Genomic DNA, 15,342 nt, shown 5'->3' with positions numbered 1-15,342 from the left:
CGGATCAGGTCGGGTAGGTGACGCCGGTGGCCGCGTGGCAGCGATACCCGTGCGGGTTCTTCGCGAGGTACTGCTGGTGATAGTCCTCGGCGTAGTAGAAATGTCCGTCACCGGCCCGCTCGAGGGCTGCGATCTCGGTGGTGATCGGCCCCAGACCGGCGGCGTCGAGTGCTTTCTGGAAGGTGGCCGCACTCGCCTTGGCCGTCTCGGCGTCGGCATCGGAAAGGGTGAAGATCGCCGAACGGTACTGGGTGCCGATGTCGTTGCCCTGCCGCATCTCCTGCGTCGGGTCGTGGTTCTCCCAGAAGATCTGCAGGATCTTCTCAAGGCTGACCTGCGTGGGATCGAATACGACCAGCGTCGACTCCGTGTGCCCGGTGCGAGCGGTGCAGGTCTCCTCATAGGTCGGGTTGGGTGTGTAACCGCCGGCGTAGCCGACCGCGGTGGTCCACACTCCCGGAACCTGCCAGAAGATCTCCTCGATACCCCAGAAGCAACCGCCGGCCAGGACAACCGCCGAGAGCCCGTCGGGAAAGACGCCGATGCCGGGTCCGTCGTCGGCGGATTCACCACGCATCGGGTGGTGCAACACGATGTTCTCCGCGGCGAGTGGGACCGGCGTCGCACGACCCGGCAACGCCGCATCGGCCGAGATCAGCTGCTGTTTTCCGGAGCGGGAGGTGAGGAGCTCGTCAAGCCACGACATGCCGTCCAGTCTACGCGGGTCGCCGGGTGCGAAGTTGAGCCCGAACTGCCCGTGTGTTTATGATGGCGAAGACCGCTGTGATATCCGTCACTGAGAAGTCCGACTCGACAGCCCCGAGGCGCCTGGTCCACCACGCGACCCGCATACCCGTAAGGACGACGATGGCCACTGATGCGACCCACGATCTTCGTCCGTCGCTCACGCGTGGCCAGTCGATTCCCCGCCCCACCTACAACGTTCGCTCGTCGTGCATCGGCATCGGTCTGAGCATCTTCGCGCTCGTCGTGTTGCTCGTCGCGCTCGCCCTCTGGTGAGGGTGCAGCATCCGGAGCGATTCGCTCACAGCGAAGCGATACCCGGTATGAATCCCGCAAATCCATTGTGCTTCTTGGATTCTCGTTGACCACACCTCGTCAATACCTCAACCCTGCTTGAACTTTGTTGGGCCGTGTTTGTTGCATTCCCACAAACACTGGGGAAGGCTGGAAGCATCCGCGAGGCGGCGTCCACCCTGGGCGATCACGCGCGCGTCGATAGTGAAAGCAACACCCGAACGGCATGTGCCCAAGGGGGTATGTGCGCAGAGAGGATTACCGTGGCTGAATACACCTTGCCGGATCTCCCTTACGACTACGCGGCACTGGAGCCGCACATCTCCGGCAGGATCATGGAGCTCCATCACGACAAGCACCACGCCACCTACGTCAAGGGCGCCAACGACACCCTCGACAAACTGGCCGAGGCTCGTGCAGACGGCTCGATCGCCGGCAAGGTCTACGGACTGTCGGCAACCCTGTCGTTCCACCTGGGTGGCCACACCAACCACTCGATCTTCTGGAAGAACCTGTCGCCGAACGGTGGCGACAAGCCCGAGGGCGACCTGGCCGCGGCCATCGACGACCAGTTCGGTGGCTTCGACAAGTTCCAGGCCCACTTCACCGCTGCGGCGACCACGCTGCAGGGGTCGGGCTGGGCGATCCTGGGCTACGACACCATCGGTGGCAAGCTCGTGATCCTGCAGCTGACCGACCAGAGCGGCAACATCCCCGCCGCGATCATCCCGGTCGTCATGCTCGACATGTGGGAGCACGCCTTCTACCTCGACTACCAGAACGTCAAGCCGGACTACGTCAAGGCCTGGTGGAACGTGGTCAACTGGGCCGACGCCGCCGAGCGCTTCGGCCGGGCGACCTCGCAGGGCAAGGGCCTCATCGTCCCCGCCTGAGTTCTTCGTCTTCACCGCCGACGGCGGCCGACCCTCTGCGGGTCGGCCGCCGTCGGCCGTTGTGCAGGCCCCCTACAGGCACGATCGTTGCCTCGGCGAACCGTTGGTGTCCCAGATTCTGGTCGTCAGGTGACGAAGCGACGGATGAGCGGTGACAGGTAATTGGAGCGCCAGACCCTGCGGTTGTGTCCGCCGAACTTGTCAAGGCGTTTGAGACCAGTGAGTATCAGGTGTTTGTCGGGTAACGCTCCTCTGGTGTGTTGATCCAGGCCGTGTCGGGCATGCCGCAGATCTTGGGGGAGGGGTCGGTGCGGCCGAATCGTTCGGGATGGGCGCAACGGGCAGCGGCGTGGGTGTCCGAACGTTGATCGGCGACGGCCAGCGCGCCGGTCGTGGGGCGTCAGCGGGCGTGTGCAGGCACTACGGCGACGATCCAATTGTGTTTGAAGTGGAACGAGACATCAACCCCTGGGCCCATCGGCCAATCCGCCCGATGCCAATGCTGCCGCACTTGTCGATCAGCGGCGCGGGAGAACTCGATCGCATCGACCCGACCGAGCGTTCCGCAGCTGACATTCTCGATCTACCGGATCACTGGCGGCGCTGATTTCCCGCAACTCATTAGGGGGCGGGAGGCCGCTGGGCGTCGCGGCTGGCCGCGTTGATGACGGCGTCGAGCAGTCCCGGCGCGGCCGCGTCGACATCGCTGCGCCGGAGCGTGTTCATCTTCATGGTTCCTTCGTAGTGTTGCTCGATGATTCCGGCTTGGCGCAGAACCTTGAAGTGGTGCGTTCGTGTTGAGTACGTGACATCGATATCGAATGCGCCGCAGACGATCTCGTGTTCAGATTCGGCGAGCTGGCGCACGATGCTTCGTCGCACTGGATCAGCGAGAGCATCGAGCAGGCCCTGCAGCGTGATATCCCGCGCCGGCAGGTGATCAGTGATGCGCTCGCTGGTCTTGGTAGCCAATTCAGGGCCCGCTTCTCTCGTCCTACTCGGTGCGACGCCACCATACTACGACACGCATCATACCTCGACGGCAGTGAAATTTGACCATCATCGTAATTTGACGGTTATCGTAATAGGTGCTCCAATGGGACCGCGACCCCTACTGACGGGGCTCGACGAGATCGATATCGCCCTGCAACCGCCGGCTCATGCAGCTCCGCGGTCTAGACCGTCCACAAACGATGCCCGTCACGGAGAAATCGATGACACCCTCAAAGTGTGGCGCTCCGCCACTATCGACCGACTCGGCAGTAGCCAAACCCGCAGCGCGAGCTGGACTCATCCTGGCCGCGCTCGCCGCTGGTTTCGTCATGGCCTCTCTCGACGTCACTGTCGTCAACGTTGCCGGCGCCGACATTCAGCAGTACCTTGGCGCCTCGCTCGGCGAGCTCACCTGGATCATCGACGGCTATGTCCTGACCTTCGCATCACTGCTGATGCTCGGCGGCGCCCTGGCCAACAGGTTGGGAGCCAGAAGGCTCTACATCTCGGGCATGGTCGTATTCTTCGTCGCGTCACTGGCCTGTGCGCTGTCGCCCAGCGCTGGTGTCCTGATCGCCGCCCGCCTGGTCCAGGGTGCCGGTGCGGCATTGTTCATGCCCAGCTCACTGTCGCTACTGGTTTTCGCCTTCCCTGAAAAACGGCTGCGCACAAAGATGCTCGGTCTTTGGTCAGCGATCGTGGCCACCGCAGCTGGGCTGGGACCCACCATCGGCGGACTACTCGTCGGACTGTTCGGTTGGCAAAGCATCTTCCTGATCAACCTGCCGGTCGGAATCCTCGGCATCGTCCTGACGATGCGTTACATCGCGCCCGCCGCAGGGCGCGAGATCCGAATCGCAGTCCCCGGACACGGTCTGTGGATCGCAGCACTGGCGGCGTTGAGTTTCGCGCTGATTGAAGGGCCGCGCCGCGGCTGGGTGTCCGGACCGGTCCTGACCGCCTACATCGTCCTGATCATCGCCGCAGCGGTGCTCATCGGGTACGAGCGGAGGGTCGTTGATCTAGTGATGCCGTGGGAATTGTTCCGCCGCAAAGCTTTTACCGGCGCCAACTCCGTCGGTTTCCTGTTCAACCTCGCGCTCTACGGCAGCATGTTCATGCTCGCGCTCTACCTGCAGCACGCCCGCGGAGCCACCCCGTTCGAAGCAGGACTGCAACTACTTCCCATGACTATTTGGTTCCCATTGGGCAACCTCGTCTACTCCAGGATCTCCGCCAAATTCTCCAACGGGGCGATGTTGACGCTGTTTCTGGTGATTGCGGCGGTGGCATCACTGACGATGATCACCGTATCGTCCTCGATGCCATACTGGCTGCTGGCGCTGGCCGTCGGCATCGCGAATATCGGGGCCGGAATCATCTCTCCAGGCATGACCGCAGCACTCGTCGACTCAGCAGGAACCGAGCACGCCAACGTCGCCGGCTCAGTGCTCAACGCCAACCGACAAATCGGCACCCTCGTAGGAATCGCAATCATGAGCGTCATCCTCAGCAGCGCCAACGACTGGAACAGCGCCGCAGCCGTGTCCTTCCTGGTGATCGGCGTCGCCTACGCCACCGCAGCCGTTGGAGCATGGCTTCTCATCCAGCGCCCCGAACACATGCTGACGTCACGGTGAAACACGAACCGATCGCTTCGCGCGAAGCATCAGCTTGCGTAGACTGCTGGAACGTAACGCGACATTGTCGGCGAACAGTGTTGCAGCACAGCTAGTTTAGTCACCATCGACGAAATGTTCGTCCGATCCAGAGCAAGGGTGAGAGTAATACAGGAAGACATGAGAGTTGGTCGGCACTGGGCCTGAGTCCGCGAAACCCTGAGAAGTGTGGCCCGCTCAGGCTGCGGTCGTTGTGCGACGCAGTGCTGTGGACTCGATCGTCATCCACCGTAAACCGTCGAACTGTTGGTTTGCGGTACGACTCTGTGGATGGAGATCAGTGGTCGTGCGAGCTGCTGATCTGTTTGCGGGTCAGCGCGGCCTGGTCACCGATCAAGTGGCCGACGCCGGGTCGAAGCTCGACGGTCGCCGTCGGCAGCAGACGTCGAATTCGTCCGACTGCGGCTCGGGCATCGAGCATCCGGTCGCGTGCCCCGTACGCAGCGCTTACCTGTGCGCGGATCCGCTCGAGGTCCGTGCTGTCGTGTTCGGGAAGGAGGTCGGTGCGTGGCCTGAAGTACGTGAATGTCCGGAGCGCGAAGGCGTCGAGGTCTCGCTGTAGCGGCGTACGCTCCGGCGCGGAAGCGTGGGGTCCGGTGAGATATGTGAGGGCAGACCGGCGCCCCCGCTCACCGAGCGAGGTGAGTACGCCGGCGAGAACGAGCGGAAGCATCCGCCGGCGTGCGAATCCGCTCGCTGACTGGAGGACGAGATGAGCTACGAGTTCGGGGTTGCGGGCTGCTAGGGCGGTCGCGATCCAGCCGCCGATCGAGACACCCACGACGATGGCGGGTTGGCCGGCCAGCGCGCGCACAACTTGTGCTGACCAGTCCGCTTGCTCGTTCGCCCTGAACGGTACGCGGGTTGAGGTGCTCGGTCCGGGCTCACCAGGCAGGTCGACCGCGTGGACGCGATATTCGTCCGATAATCCGACGATTGTGGAGGCCCAGGAAAGTGCTGTTGCTCCTGAACCGTGCAGCAGGACGACCGGGATGCCGTCGCTCGCACCAGCAGTGATCACGCCAATAGGTCCGATCGTGGTCGGGATGGCATGCCGGACGACGTGGGGCAGGTGCTCGTCGATGAGGGCGTCGTACATGCGTCGGAGTTCGGCTGCGCCTTCGGCGTTGCGAAACCGGTGGTCGTCACTCACGGGTGGCCTCCATCGCGTTGCTGATGCGGGCCAGGATGTCCAGCGCTTTGTCGAGGGACCCGGTTGCCACGACCTGCAGTGCACTATTCCCTGGGATGCGGGCGACCTGAAGCGTCAGCCCTGAAGCCCCGCCGACGACGTTCAACAGCGTGAACACGCGTTCTTCCTGGCGGCGGTCGGCGGCCTCAATCCGAACAACCACGGTTGCGGAGGCCGTCGCTTCATCACCGGAGAGGCCGGCCGAGCGCGCAGTCGGGGACGGCCCCGGCCGGCCCATTAGTTCGAGGTCCTCGAGTTGGATGCGGTACTGCTTGCCGATCCGAGTCGCTCGCAGCCGACCCGAACGGATGTACCCGCGGATGGTGCGAGGGCGGAGCTGCAAAAGGTCCGCCACATCGTCAACGCTCAACAAGTCGTGCACAGACATATACTGACACAAACAACTATGAACGCACATATTGATCCCACCAGCGCGGCCTCGACACCGCATCGTTCTCGGCACGGCCGCAAGCCGTCCTCGCCGTCGGCACGTCGGCAGACCTTTGCCTTGCCGATCTCGACGCCCCTCCACGCGCAGTGCGTGGTCGAACCGGACTTCTTCGTCCGCGACATGATCACGTGGGCCGCTCACCCGACTCCCCGTCGACGCGGTCGTGCCGCGTCTCCTCACCGAGGTTGAGCGCGGCACGCCCCAGGCGCGAAGCCAGGCTCTGCACACACTGTCGAAGATCGCGGACGTATCCACGCACTCGGCCGTGGTCGCGTCCATCCCGAACACCGACGACGAGGTCGCGCGGACCGCGTGGCGCGCCGCAGTCGCCACCGTGCCCGCCGCGGAGCCTCCGCCCTGGGGCGAGGCGCTCGTCAATCACCTCGGACGTGGTGACCGCGCCGTCCAGCTCAGCCTGAGCCAGGCCCGCATCGCACTCGGCGAGGACATCGTGACGCCTCTGCTCGAACCACATGTGGATGACCCGCACGCCGCCGCGACCCTCCGGCTCCACGGGGATCTGGCCAGCAACATAGGCATGGCCAGACACACGCCGATAGCCGGCCGACGACGATCTCCCGGCAGGCCGACCCCATGTACGCTTCGAGCCGGGTGTCGAGCGCGCGACGCGCCAACTGTCGGATGGCGCCGCAATTGGTGTCCGCCGCCGAACCGCAGAGTTTCCCCAAGAGCATCGGTCGGACCGGCCCCACGTCGTTCGTGCTGAACTTCGACGCCGAGAAAGAACCGGACAAGTTCGATGTGATCTACGAGAACAAGCTGATCGCCACCACTGGATGGCGCGGTTCTGAATCGGCGAACAAATTCAATCGACCTCTTTCGGGACTGGGCTCGGGAAGCATCAGAGTCGCGGTACCGCGGGGCTCTTCCTCGGTAGTCACTGTGCGGGTTTCCACAGATTCGGAAAGCACGGTCTGGCATTTCACCGCCCAGTGCCCCAACTGATCGGATCCACCTGCGCCCGGGGCGGGGCGATCAGAGCATCACTGTCGCCGTGATCGCCCCGGCGCAGGCGACGGCAACGATGCCGAGCACCACCCAGTCCCGCCGATGCGGTCGGGACGGGTAGGCGGTGAGGCGGCCGGTGCCGCCGCGCGCGGTGATCGCCTCGGCCATCTCCTCGGCACGGCGTAGTGCCGAACTCATCGCCGCGACCACCATGTCGATGATGCCCATCTCGGCGGCCGGGTGTCCGGAGTCGGCGGGCGCGGTCGGTCGCAGCCGGTGTGCCGCGCGCAGCAGACGTAGCTCCTCGATGAGCATCGGCAGGCCACGTAGGCACAGGGCGATCGAGACGGCCCACTCGTCGACGGGCAGCCGCAGCCATCGCAGTGGGCGCATCAACGTCGCGATCGCGGGCGCGACGTCGGCCAGCGGCGTCGTCCAGATGACCAGGATGGAGGTGGCGACCAGCACCAGGCCCAACGCGGTGGCCCGCGCGAACACGACCACCGCGGCAACACTGACCGCGGCGTTGACGGCCGCCCCGATGAGCAGCAGCCCCCAGAACCACCACGGCGGCCGTGGGATCGCGCCCAACGGAATGCCGGCGATCAGTGCGGTGATCACCAGCACCGCGGCAACCATGCCGAGTGCCGGCCACGACGGCAACACCCAGGTCATCACGCTGAGCACGAGAACCACGAGGAGCTTTGTGCCCGCCCAGAGCCGGTGGATCACCGAGTCGCCGGGCACCTGACGTAAAGGCACCGTACGCATCGTCATTCGTGAGACCTCTTTCCGCGGAACAGCGTCGGCCGGGCGGCGTCGGTCACCTCGGGCTCGTGCGGGCCGATGTCGAGTGCGGGACCGTCGTCGACGTGGTCGGTGCCGCCTTCGGTGAGGACACCGCGCACCAGATGGACGCGACGATCGCAGACCTCGCCGAGGGACGTGAAGTCGTGGGAGATGATCACGATCGTCATCCCCGCACGCCGTAACCCGGCGAGCACGCCGATGACCTCGGTGCGGGCCCCGGGGTCGAGTCCGGCCAGCGGCTCATCGAGGACGAGTACCTCCGGCCGGCGGGCCAGCAGACCGGCGAGCACCACCCGGCGCATCTGACCGCCCGAGAGCGAGTCGGTGCGGGCGGCGGCGATCGAGCGCGGCAGACCCACCGACTCCAGGGCCCGCGCCACCTCGGCGGTACCGACCTTCTCGCCGCCGGCGGCCATGATCTCCTCGCCGACGTTCTGCTTCTGGATCTGCAGACGCGCGTGCTGGAAGGCCAGCCCCACCTCACCGACCTTGCCGGTGACCTTCGCCCAGTCACCGTCCTCGGCGAGTTCGCACGTGCCCTCCGACGGCGCGATCAGTCCGGCCATGATCCACGCGAGAGTTGTTTTCCCCGAACCGTTTCCACCGACGATCAGCAGACCGTCACCGCGATCGACCGTCAGCGACACCGCGCTCAGGGCCCGCACCTCCCACGGCGAACCCGCGAGGTAGGTGTGCCCGACGTCGGTCAGCCGCAACAGCGGCGCGCGGTGGCCGATCGCGTGGGTCTCGCCGACGGCCTCCGGTCGCGTCTCGCCGCCCGGTCCGGTGGCGGGAAACCACGTCGGCGACCCGGGGACCACCCGGCCGTCGACGATGTGCACGACGCGGTCGGCGGCCGCGGCCTCCGAGGCACGGTGGGTGATCAACACGACGGCGACGCCGCGGGTCCGCGGCAGGGCGGTGAGCAGTGCCATGATCTCCTCGCGGCCCTGCGGGTCGACCATCGAGGTCACCTCGTCGGCGATGAGTAGCGCGGGATCACGGGCAAGCGCCCCGGCGATGGCCAGGCGCTGCTGTTGCCCGCCGGACAGATCCGAGGTCTCACGTTCGCCGAGGCCGGCCAGTCCCACCTCGGCGAGCAGCGCCTCGACGTCGACGTCGGCGCCCGCGGGCAGACCCCAGACGACGTCGTCGGCGACCCGGGAGCCCAGCATCTGCGTCTCCGGGCGCTGCAACACCATGGCGGTGCCGCCGAGGCGGCCGAGGCCCGCAGCACCCGGGCGGGTCAGGGCGCCCGCCGACGGGCGTCGTCCGGCCAGGATCTTGGCCAGCGTCGACTTGCCCGATCCGTTGGCGCCGACGACGGCGATGAACTCGCCCGGATCGATGGTCATGTCGATGCCGCGCAGGATGCGCCGCCCGTCCGGCTCGTAGGAGAACTCGACGCCGCGCAGGGTCATCGGCAACGGGGCGATGACGGTGTCGTCACCGACGGTGAGCTCTGCGTCCCCGGCGTCGAGGGTGTCCTCGCTGGGCACGTCGGAGAGCCGTTCGATCACCGCACCCAGAATCCACCAGGCCACGACGATGGTGAGGAAGGTGCCGACCGCACCCGACACCAGGATCCACAGCCACCACCAGTCGACGATGCTGGTGCGGAAGCTGTTGATCCCGTGGGCAATTCCGTCCCCGATCGAGGGGATCTTCCCGATCCAGCGGGCCGCGCCCTCGAGCGAGTTGGATAACGCGGCCAGCACCAGCTCGCGCAGGGGCTTGAGGATCAGCAGGATCAGCACGGTCACCGCGGCCACGACGGGCGCCACGATGGTGGCCGCGGCCAGCATCGCCGGCACGCCACGGCCGCGTCGCTTGAGTTCGCCGATGATGCCGCCGAGGACCGCCGAGCCGAACACCGACAACGCGGCACCGCTGCCGGCCATCGCGAAGGCCACCCCGGTGGTCGCGACCGCCGCCGCGACGGTGGCGCGCGGGCGCGTCCGGGCGGCGATCAGGGCGAGCGGCACCGGGGCCAGTACGCGCACCGCGCTGGCGAGTGGGATGACCGCGGCGATGACGACGGCGGCCACGGCCAGCCCGCCGAAGATCGCGATCGAGGCTATTTCGACCGGGCGCAGCGGTCCGCGGGGTGCACTCGGCTTCCCCGCCGAAGGTGTCTCGGTCTTTCTTCGCACCCCACCAGTGTGCCTGGACGTGCTGGGCAGCCTGCCGCGGCGTCGGCGCACAGGGTCCGCACCAGGCTGTGAACGCGAAGTGTAAAAGTACCGTCACATCCCGGTGATTCGAGTTGTCGCGGCGCTGGGAAGGGTGGATATTTTTTTCACCGGTTGTTCGCCGGCCGGTTCAGGTAATACCTCGCCAGGAGGGAGTCACCATGCAGTCCACCGCGATCGGACTCACGCCGGTTCACCAGGAAGGCGAACTCAACGGCATCCTCATCTCCGGCCGCTGGCCGGAATCGACCCTCGAATGGACCCAGACCCTGGTGGCCTCGGTCCGCATCGCCTGCCGACCCGGGTTCTTGCCGACCACCACGATCTTCGGCGTCGTCGAGGAACGCCCGGAGGAGGCCGCCGACGACGCCGTCGGGATGATGGTCGCCGTCGGCAACGTGGTCGACGACAGCTTCTTGGAGGCCGGGCGCTTTCTCACCAATCCGCCCGCCCTGTTGATGCTGCACCCGCCCTCACGGACCCGTCCGTCGCTGCCGGAGTGCTCGCAGGTGGCCTCGGGGTGCGTGCTGTTGCCCGGACTGCCCGAACTCGGCCTCGAGCACCGCGCCGGGTGGGCCGAGGCCGAGGCCGACGGAACAGTGGTGAACCTGCGCAATCAGGTCGGAATCGACCCGGGCGCCGACCCGGACACCGCGGTGCTGGCGATGCTTCTCGCAGCGTAAGCCGCCCAAGCCTTCCGCGCCGCCGGCCGGATCGATTTTTAAGGGTACCCAAACTTTCGATTTTGAGCCCCCTACCTGCGGAAATACGGCTGCGCGAGACGTTGCGGGCGGCACTGAGGTATGGCTAACGTGGCCGTCATGATTGCTGCCCTCCTTCTGAGCTTCGGCGTGATCTTCGTCGCCGAACTCGGCGACAAGTCGCAGCTGATGGCCATGACCTACGCGCTGCGCTACAAGTGGTGGATCGTCCTCGCCGCCATCACCGTGGCGACCACCGCCGTTCACGCGGTGTCGGTGTTCTTCGGCCATTTCCTGGGTCTGTCGATCCCGTCGGACATGCTCTCGATCTGCGGCGGCCTGGCCATGCTGATCTTCGGCCTGTGGACACTGCGCGGCGACGACCTCGACGACGACGAGAAGACCAAGGCCGATCGCGTCGGCACCTCGGTCTTCCTCGCCGTGATGTCGTCGTTCTTCCTCGCCGAACTCGGCGACAAGACGATGCTCGCGACGATCACCCTGGCCACCGACAACGACTGGGTCGGCGTGTGGATCGGCTCGACGATCGGCATGGTCGCCGCCGACGCCCTGGCGATCGTGGTGGGCATGCTGCTCGGCAAGCATCTGCCCGAGCGCGTCATCTCCCTCGGTGCCGCGGTGCTGTTCTTCGTCTTCGCCGGCTGGCTGCTGTTCGAGGGCCTCACGGCGGCGAGTACCCCGGTCGTCATCGGGACCATCTCCGCAGTGGTCGTGCTCATCGGCGTCGGCTCGGTCTACATCCGCCACGTCCACCGGCGTCGCCGGGCGAACGAAGCGAACGCGGTGTCCGATCAGAACGCGGTGCCCGATCAGCAGGGCTCCGATCAGCAGGTGGACGAGCAGCGGGTGGACGAGCAGCGGGAGCAGGGGTCCGAACAGCACGTGGTTGATCACACACCCGATCAGCCGAGTCGGACCGACGGGTCCCGATAGCCGGTCGGCCTCGACATGTCCTAGGGTGTTCGGGGAAAACACCGAACGAACGATCGGCCAGGGGTGTTTGACCTCAGGCCGGACCCGAAAGGACATGAAACGATGGACGTCTCCGGCTCCTCCGTCATCGTCACCGGCGCCGCCTCCGGCCTCGGTGCGGCCACCGCGGCCCGCTTCGCCGCGGACGGCGCCGAGGTCTTCGGCCTCGATCTGCAGGCGGGTATCGACAAGGCCACCGCCGACGGTGCCCCGGGCGGTGTGAGCTTCATCGCCACCGACGTCACCAGCGAGGACGAGGTGTCGGCAGCCATCGACACCATCGCCGGGTCGGGCGCTCCGCTGCGTGTGGCGGTCAACTGCGCCGGTGTTGGCTGGGCGTCGCGCATCCTCAGCAAGAAGGGCCCGCACGATCTCGACCTGTTCCGCAAGATCATCGACATCAACCTCATCGGCACGTTCAACGTGATGCGGTTGGCCGCCAATCGGATGCAGCAGGAGCCGGCGGTCGGCGATGACGGTGCACGTGGCGTCATCATCAACACCGCGTCGGTGGCCGCGTTCGAGGGTCAGATCGGTCAGATCGCCTACGCCGCATCCAAGGGCGGTGTCCATGCGATGACGATCTCGGCCGCCCGCGATCTCGCCCAGGTGGGCGTGCGCGTGTGCACGATCGCGCCGGGCACCATCAAGACCCCGATGCTCGCCGGGATCACCCCGGAGTTCCAGAAGACCCTCGCCGAGGGCATCCCGTTCCCGCAGCGTCTCGGCGAACCCGACGAGTACGCCCAACTCGCCGAGTTCATCGTCGCCCACGACTACCTCAACGGCGAGACGATCCGGATGGACGGCGCACTGCGCATGGCGCCGCGCTGAGGACTTGTTCGACCCTCGGGGCCGGTCAACGGGCGACGTGCCGGCCCCGGGGATGTTCCTCTGAATCTTCTTCCTGGAGAAAGCGTTTCGGCTCCTTGGGCGCGTCGGTGTCGTCGATATCGGCGCAGTCGGTGTCCGCGTCGTCGGCGTCGATGTCGGGCAGCGCCGCGACCGCCGCAGACAGTTCGAGCAGCGGGGCCGCGTCGCCCTCGAGACCGTCATCGAGAGCGGGCAGCAGGGCGCGCACCGCCCCCGATCGAACCCCCTCTGCCTTGCGCCGCTCGACCGCCATCCGCACCATCCCGGCGCGCACGTCGATACCCGCGTAGTCGAAGGCGTCGGAGAGGAACGGGCTCAATTGCGCGAGGGCGTCGCGGATCTCGACCACCCGGCGATGCAGCAGCGCCGTCGGCGACATGCGCCCGGGATCAGGCAGGACCACCTCGGGGACGGCGTCGGTCACCAGATCCCACAGCGGCAACAGGTCCTGCGCGGCCCGACGGCGCCGACGATTCGCGGTGAGTCCCTGCCACTTCGAACGCAGCATCGGGAAACTGATACCGAACAGGAACCCGACGACACCGAGCACCTCGAGCCATCGGCTGGTGGTCAACAGCCACGACGCGTCGATCACGCCGGTCGCGTTGCCGAGCACGTAGACGATCTGCACGACCGAGCCGATCGCCAGCAGTCCCAGCCCGGCGATCAGCAGGATCAGCGCGGTGCGCATGTACCCGTCGGCGTGCGTCACATACTTGGCGACGCTGCGCACGCAGGCGAAGAACCCATACGCCAGATAGCCGCAGGCGATCAGATAGAACAGCGCATAACCCCAGTTGGTCAGCGTCCATTGACTCAGTGACGCATCGCGCATCTCCTCGGGCACGAACGACAGGCTCACCTGCAGCCCGATCAGTGCCGCGACGAGTGGGATGGCCTCGACGCCGGCACGCCGCTCACGGGTCACCGAGCGTCCGGGATAGAAGAACACGATGATCAAGGCGGCCACTCCCAGCGCCAGCAGACCATAGAGGACGACCCTCGAAGACCCGGCGAACAACCAGTCGTCGAGGGTGTGCGCGACCGAGTCGTTGTCGACGACGAAGGCCAGGGTCAACGCCGTGACCGCCACCGTCATGGCGAAGGCCTGCAAGCCACCGCCGTGCCGACGAAGTTGGTCGATCCGCCAGCACAACGCCGCGGCGAAGATGACCAGCGCGAGCACATTGATCACTGCCGGCGCCGTCAGCCATCGCGTGGCGAGGACCTCGGCGGCCAACGGATGCACCGACATCACAGCCACCCCTTGTGGCCTCCGAGAAGGCGCTGCAGCCCGCGGATCTCCGGGTCGGCGGAACTGTGCCCGACGCCGTCGCTGGCCTTGGCCGCCCACGTGAGGATCATCGATGCCAGGGTCTCGGCCTCACGTTCGCGGTCGTCGTCGTAGCAGGTGCCGCGCAGTGACGAGTCGGCGTCAGCGGCGCTGAGCCCGGCGAGCACTTCCGGCATGCTCGCAAGCATCTGATGACCGGCGATGAGATGCGCGAACTCGTGGATGACGATCTGATCGCGATGCCAGCGCGTGGTGTTGACCTGGTGGAAGAAGTAGTCGGCGTCTTCGGCGGCCAGCCACACCCCATTGGGCACCCCCGCCGGAAGCGGATGCGCGATGAGGCGGATCGGCCGTCCCCTGCGTTCACCGAAGCGGTCGCAGAGCTGATCGACGTCGAGCGGCAGATCGAGGTCGAGCGGGGCGAGTACCGAGCGGCACAGCGACCACATCTCGCGCGAACTGCGCATGGGACATCCTCCTCGTCGTGGCGGAGCGGGTCCGCGGCGACGACGGAGATCAGTCCTCGATCTCCTTGCCGCCGACGACGCGCAGCCGCGCATCGGCCTGCTCTTCGGTCAACCCCGCTGCCACGATATCCGGCGGATCCTTCGGCAGCCCCTGCTGCTCGCGCAGAACCTTGATGAGCTCGTTGACCACGGTCACCGAATCGCTGGACAGACCGGCCAGACGGAACGCCGCGAGCTGCACGTTCGTGTCGGCTTGCAGGCGCATCAGGTCGATCTCGTCCCGGGTGCGCTGGGCCGCCCGATCCTCGAGGAAGTAGTGCACGTCCACGCCGAACGCGGCCGCGATCCCCTCGACGGTACGAAACGACGGCGACTTGGCCTTACCCGAGCGCAACTGGCTCAGGTAGGACTCGCCGAGTCGGAATCCGCGCTCGGTCGATCGCGCCGCGATCGCCTTGGCGCTGTACGCGCGGCCATTGGGCCCCGGCACAGTGCGGAACAGCTCTTCCAATCTGCGCGCGAACAGGCCGGGGTCGGTGTCGACCGGCTTGTCTTTGTCGATCGCCCCCGTCGTCGAACCCGCGGGCCGTTCATCGCCTCGTGACGTCATACCTTCTCCGAAACCTGAAACTTGCATTTGCAAACATTAAAGACCGTAAACCCGAGATTCCGCAACGGCAGCTATCATCAAACTTCGCACGACCGCGTCCTCGGGATCTACTTCAGCCGCACAGCCAGTACTCCTGAAGCTTTTGTGGTGTTGGTCACAGTCAATGTGACAGGGGTCCATTGGCCGT

General features: G+C 66.2%; 17 protein-coding genes. 8 read left to right on the top strand and 9 right to left on the bottom strand.

Translation table 11 applies throughout. The features are described from left to right. Positions 1–4: 4 nt before the first annotated feature. The gene (gene msrA, locus J6U32_RS03930; RefSeq protein WP_208793637.1) at positions 5–706 is read right to left on the bottom strand and encodes a peptide-methionine (S)-S-oxide reductase MsrA; all 702 of its coding nucleotides are present in this window, start codon (positions 704–706) and stop codon (positions 5–7) included. A gap of 161 nt (positions 707–867) precedes the next feature. Here msrA and J6U32_RS03925 point away from each other — a divergent pair, with 161 nt between their 5' ends. From J6U32_RS03925 to J6U32_RS03915, 3 genes are all read left to right on the top strand, one after another. After that, positions 868–1,020, top strand: a complete 153-nt coding sequence (locus tag J6U32_RS03925; protein WP_014358428.1) for a hypothetical protein — start codon at positions 868–870, stop codon at positions 1,018–1,020. Between the two features lie 281 nt (positions 1,021–1,301). Beyond that, entirely contained in the window at positions 1,302–1,931 is a 630-nt protein-coding gene (locus J6U32_RS03920; protein WP_006369159.1) for a superoxide dismutase, read from the top strand. A 328-nt stretch (positions 1,932–2,259) separates the two neighbouring features. Then, on the top strand, positions 2,260–2,538 hold the full coding sequence (locus J6U32_RS03915; RefSeq protein WP_208793636.1) for a hypothetical protein: 279 nt from the start codon (positions 2,260–2,262) through the stop codon (positions 2,536–2,538). Positions 2,539–2,552: 14 nt separating this feature from the next. Here the strand turns inward: J6U32_RS03915 and J6U32_RS03910 are convergent, their stop codons facing one another. Further along, positions 2,553–2,903 carry an ArsR/SmtB family transcription factor gene (locus J6U32_RS03910; RefSeq protein WP_208793635.1) on the bottom strand — a complete coding sequence of 117 codons (351 nt, stop codon included), beginning with the start codon at positions 2,901–2,903 and terminating at the stop codon, positions 2,553–2,555. 188 nt (positions 2,904–3,091) lie between these two features. Between J6U32_RS03910 and J6U32_RS03905 the strand changes: the two genes are divergently transcribed. Beyond that, positions 3,092–4,564, top strand: coding sequence for an MFS transporter (locus J6U32_RS03905; RefSeq protein WP_244332562.1), 1,473 nt, complete (start codon positions 3,092–3,094; stop codon positions 4,562–4,564). Between the two features lie 316 nt (positions 4,565–4,880). Here the strand turns inward: J6U32_RS03905 and J6U32_RS03900 are convergent, their stop codons facing one another. Together J6U32_RS03900 and J6U32_RS03895 are read right to left on the bottom strand one after the other, a co-directional pair. After that, positions 4,881–5,756: an alpha/beta fold hydrolase gene (locus J6U32_RS03900; protein WP_208793634.1), complete on the bottom strand. Its 876-nt coding sequence runs from the start codon at positions 5,754–5,756 to the stop codon at positions 4,881–4,883. Next, positions 5,749–6,177, bottom strand: coding sequence for a helix-turn-helix domain-containing protein (locus tag J6U32_RS03895; protein WP_425324103.1), 429 nt, complete (start codon positions 6,175–6,177; stop codon positions 5,749–5,751). Before J6U32_RS03895 ends, J6U32_RS03900 begins: the two co-directional genes overlap by 8 nt. Before the next feature lie 663 nt (positions 6,178–6,840). On the opposite strand from J6U32_RS03895, the gene J6U32_RS03890 reads away from it, so the two are divergent. After that, positions 6,841–7,212, top strand: a complete 372-nt coding sequence (locus J6U32_RS03890; RefSeq protein ID WP_208793632.1) for a hypothetical protein — start codon at positions 6,841–6,843, stop codon at positions 7,210–7,212. A gap of 30 nt (positions 7,213–7,242) precedes the next feature. Here J6U32_RS03890 and J6U32_RS03885 read toward each other — a convergent pair whose 3' ends face one another. Both J6U32_RS03885 and J6U32_RS03880 read right to left on the bottom strand, forming a co-directional pair. Further along, complete coding sequence (locus tag J6U32_RS03885) at positions 7,243–7,992, bottom strand: energy-coupling factor transporter transmembrane component T family protein (protein ID WP_208793631.1); 750 nt, start codon at positions 7,990–7,992, stop codon at positions 7,243–7,245. Continuing rightward, a complete protein-coding gene (locus J6U32_RS03880; protein WP_208793630.1) occupies positions 7,989–10,178 on the bottom strand; it encodes an ABC transporter ATP-binding protein in 2,190 nt (729 codons plus the stop codon). Before J6U32_RS03880 ends, J6U32_RS03885 begins: the two co-directional genes overlap by 4 nt. Positions 10,179–10,378: 200 nt before the next feature. Between J6U32_RS03880 and J6U32_RS03875 the strand changes: the two genes are divergently transcribed. From J6U32_RS03875 to J6U32_RS03865, 3 genes are all read left to right on the top strand, one after another. Continuing rightward, positions 10,379–10,900 carry a hypothetical protein gene (locus J6U32_RS03875; protein ID WP_006369149.1) on the top strand — a complete coding sequence of 174 codons (522 nt, stop codon included), beginning with the start codon at positions 10,379–10,381 and terminating at the stop codon, positions 10,898–10,900. Positions 10,901–11,038: 138 nt separating this feature from the next. Then, positions 11,039–11,872: a TMEM165/GDT1 family protein gene (locus J6U32_RS03870; RefSeq protein ID WP_208793629.1), complete on the top strand. Its 834-nt coding sequence runs from the start codon at positions 11,039–11,041 to the stop codon at positions 11,870–11,872. A gap of 102 nt (positions 11,873–11,974) precedes the next feature. Further along, positions 11,975–12,745, top strand: a complete 771-nt coding sequence (locus J6U32_RS03865) for an SDR family NAD(P)-dependent oxidoreductase (RefSeq protein WP_208793628.1) — start codon at positions 11,975–11,977, stop codon at positions 12,743–12,745. 25 nt (positions 12,746–12,770) lie between these two features. On the opposite strand, the gene J6U32_RS03860 is transcribed toward J6U32_RS03865, so the two are convergent. Genes J6U32_RS03860 through J6U32_RS03850 form a run of 3 tightly spaced genes read right to left on the bottom strand, consistent with a single transcriptional unit; the run spans position 12,771 to position 15,155 of the window. Next, positions 12,771–14,039 carry an MAB_1171c family putative transporter gene (locus tag J6U32_RS03860; protein ID WP_208793627.1) on the bottom strand — a complete coding sequence of 423 codons (1,269 nt, stop codon included), beginning with the start codon at positions 14,037–14,039 and terminating at the stop codon, positions 12,771–12,773. Further along, entirely contained in the window at positions 14,039–14,545 is a 507-nt protein-coding gene (locus J6U32_RS03855; RefSeq protein ID WP_014358421.1) for a hypothetical protein, read from the bottom strand. Before J6U32_RS03855 ends, J6U32_RS03860 begins: the two co-directional genes overlap by 1 nt. A 49-nt stretch (positions 14,546–14,594) precedes the next feature. After that, the gene (locus J6U32_RS03850; RefSeq protein WP_014358420.1) at positions 14,595–15,155 is read right to left on the bottom strand and encodes a helix-turn-helix transcriptional regulator; all 561 of its coding nucleotides are present in this window, start codon (positions 15,153–15,155) and stop codon (positions 14,595–14,597) included. Positions 15,156–15,342: the final 187 nt, after the last annotated feature.

Source organism: Gordonia polyisoprenivorans, from assembly GCF_017654315.1.
GTDB lineage: Bacteria > Actinomycetota > Actinomycetes > Mycobacteriales > Mycobacteriaceae > Gordonia > Gordonia polyisoprenivorans_A.
The sequence above is the reverse complement of the archived record's forward strand: the minus strand, read 5'-3'. Positions and strand labels throughout refer to the sequence as shown.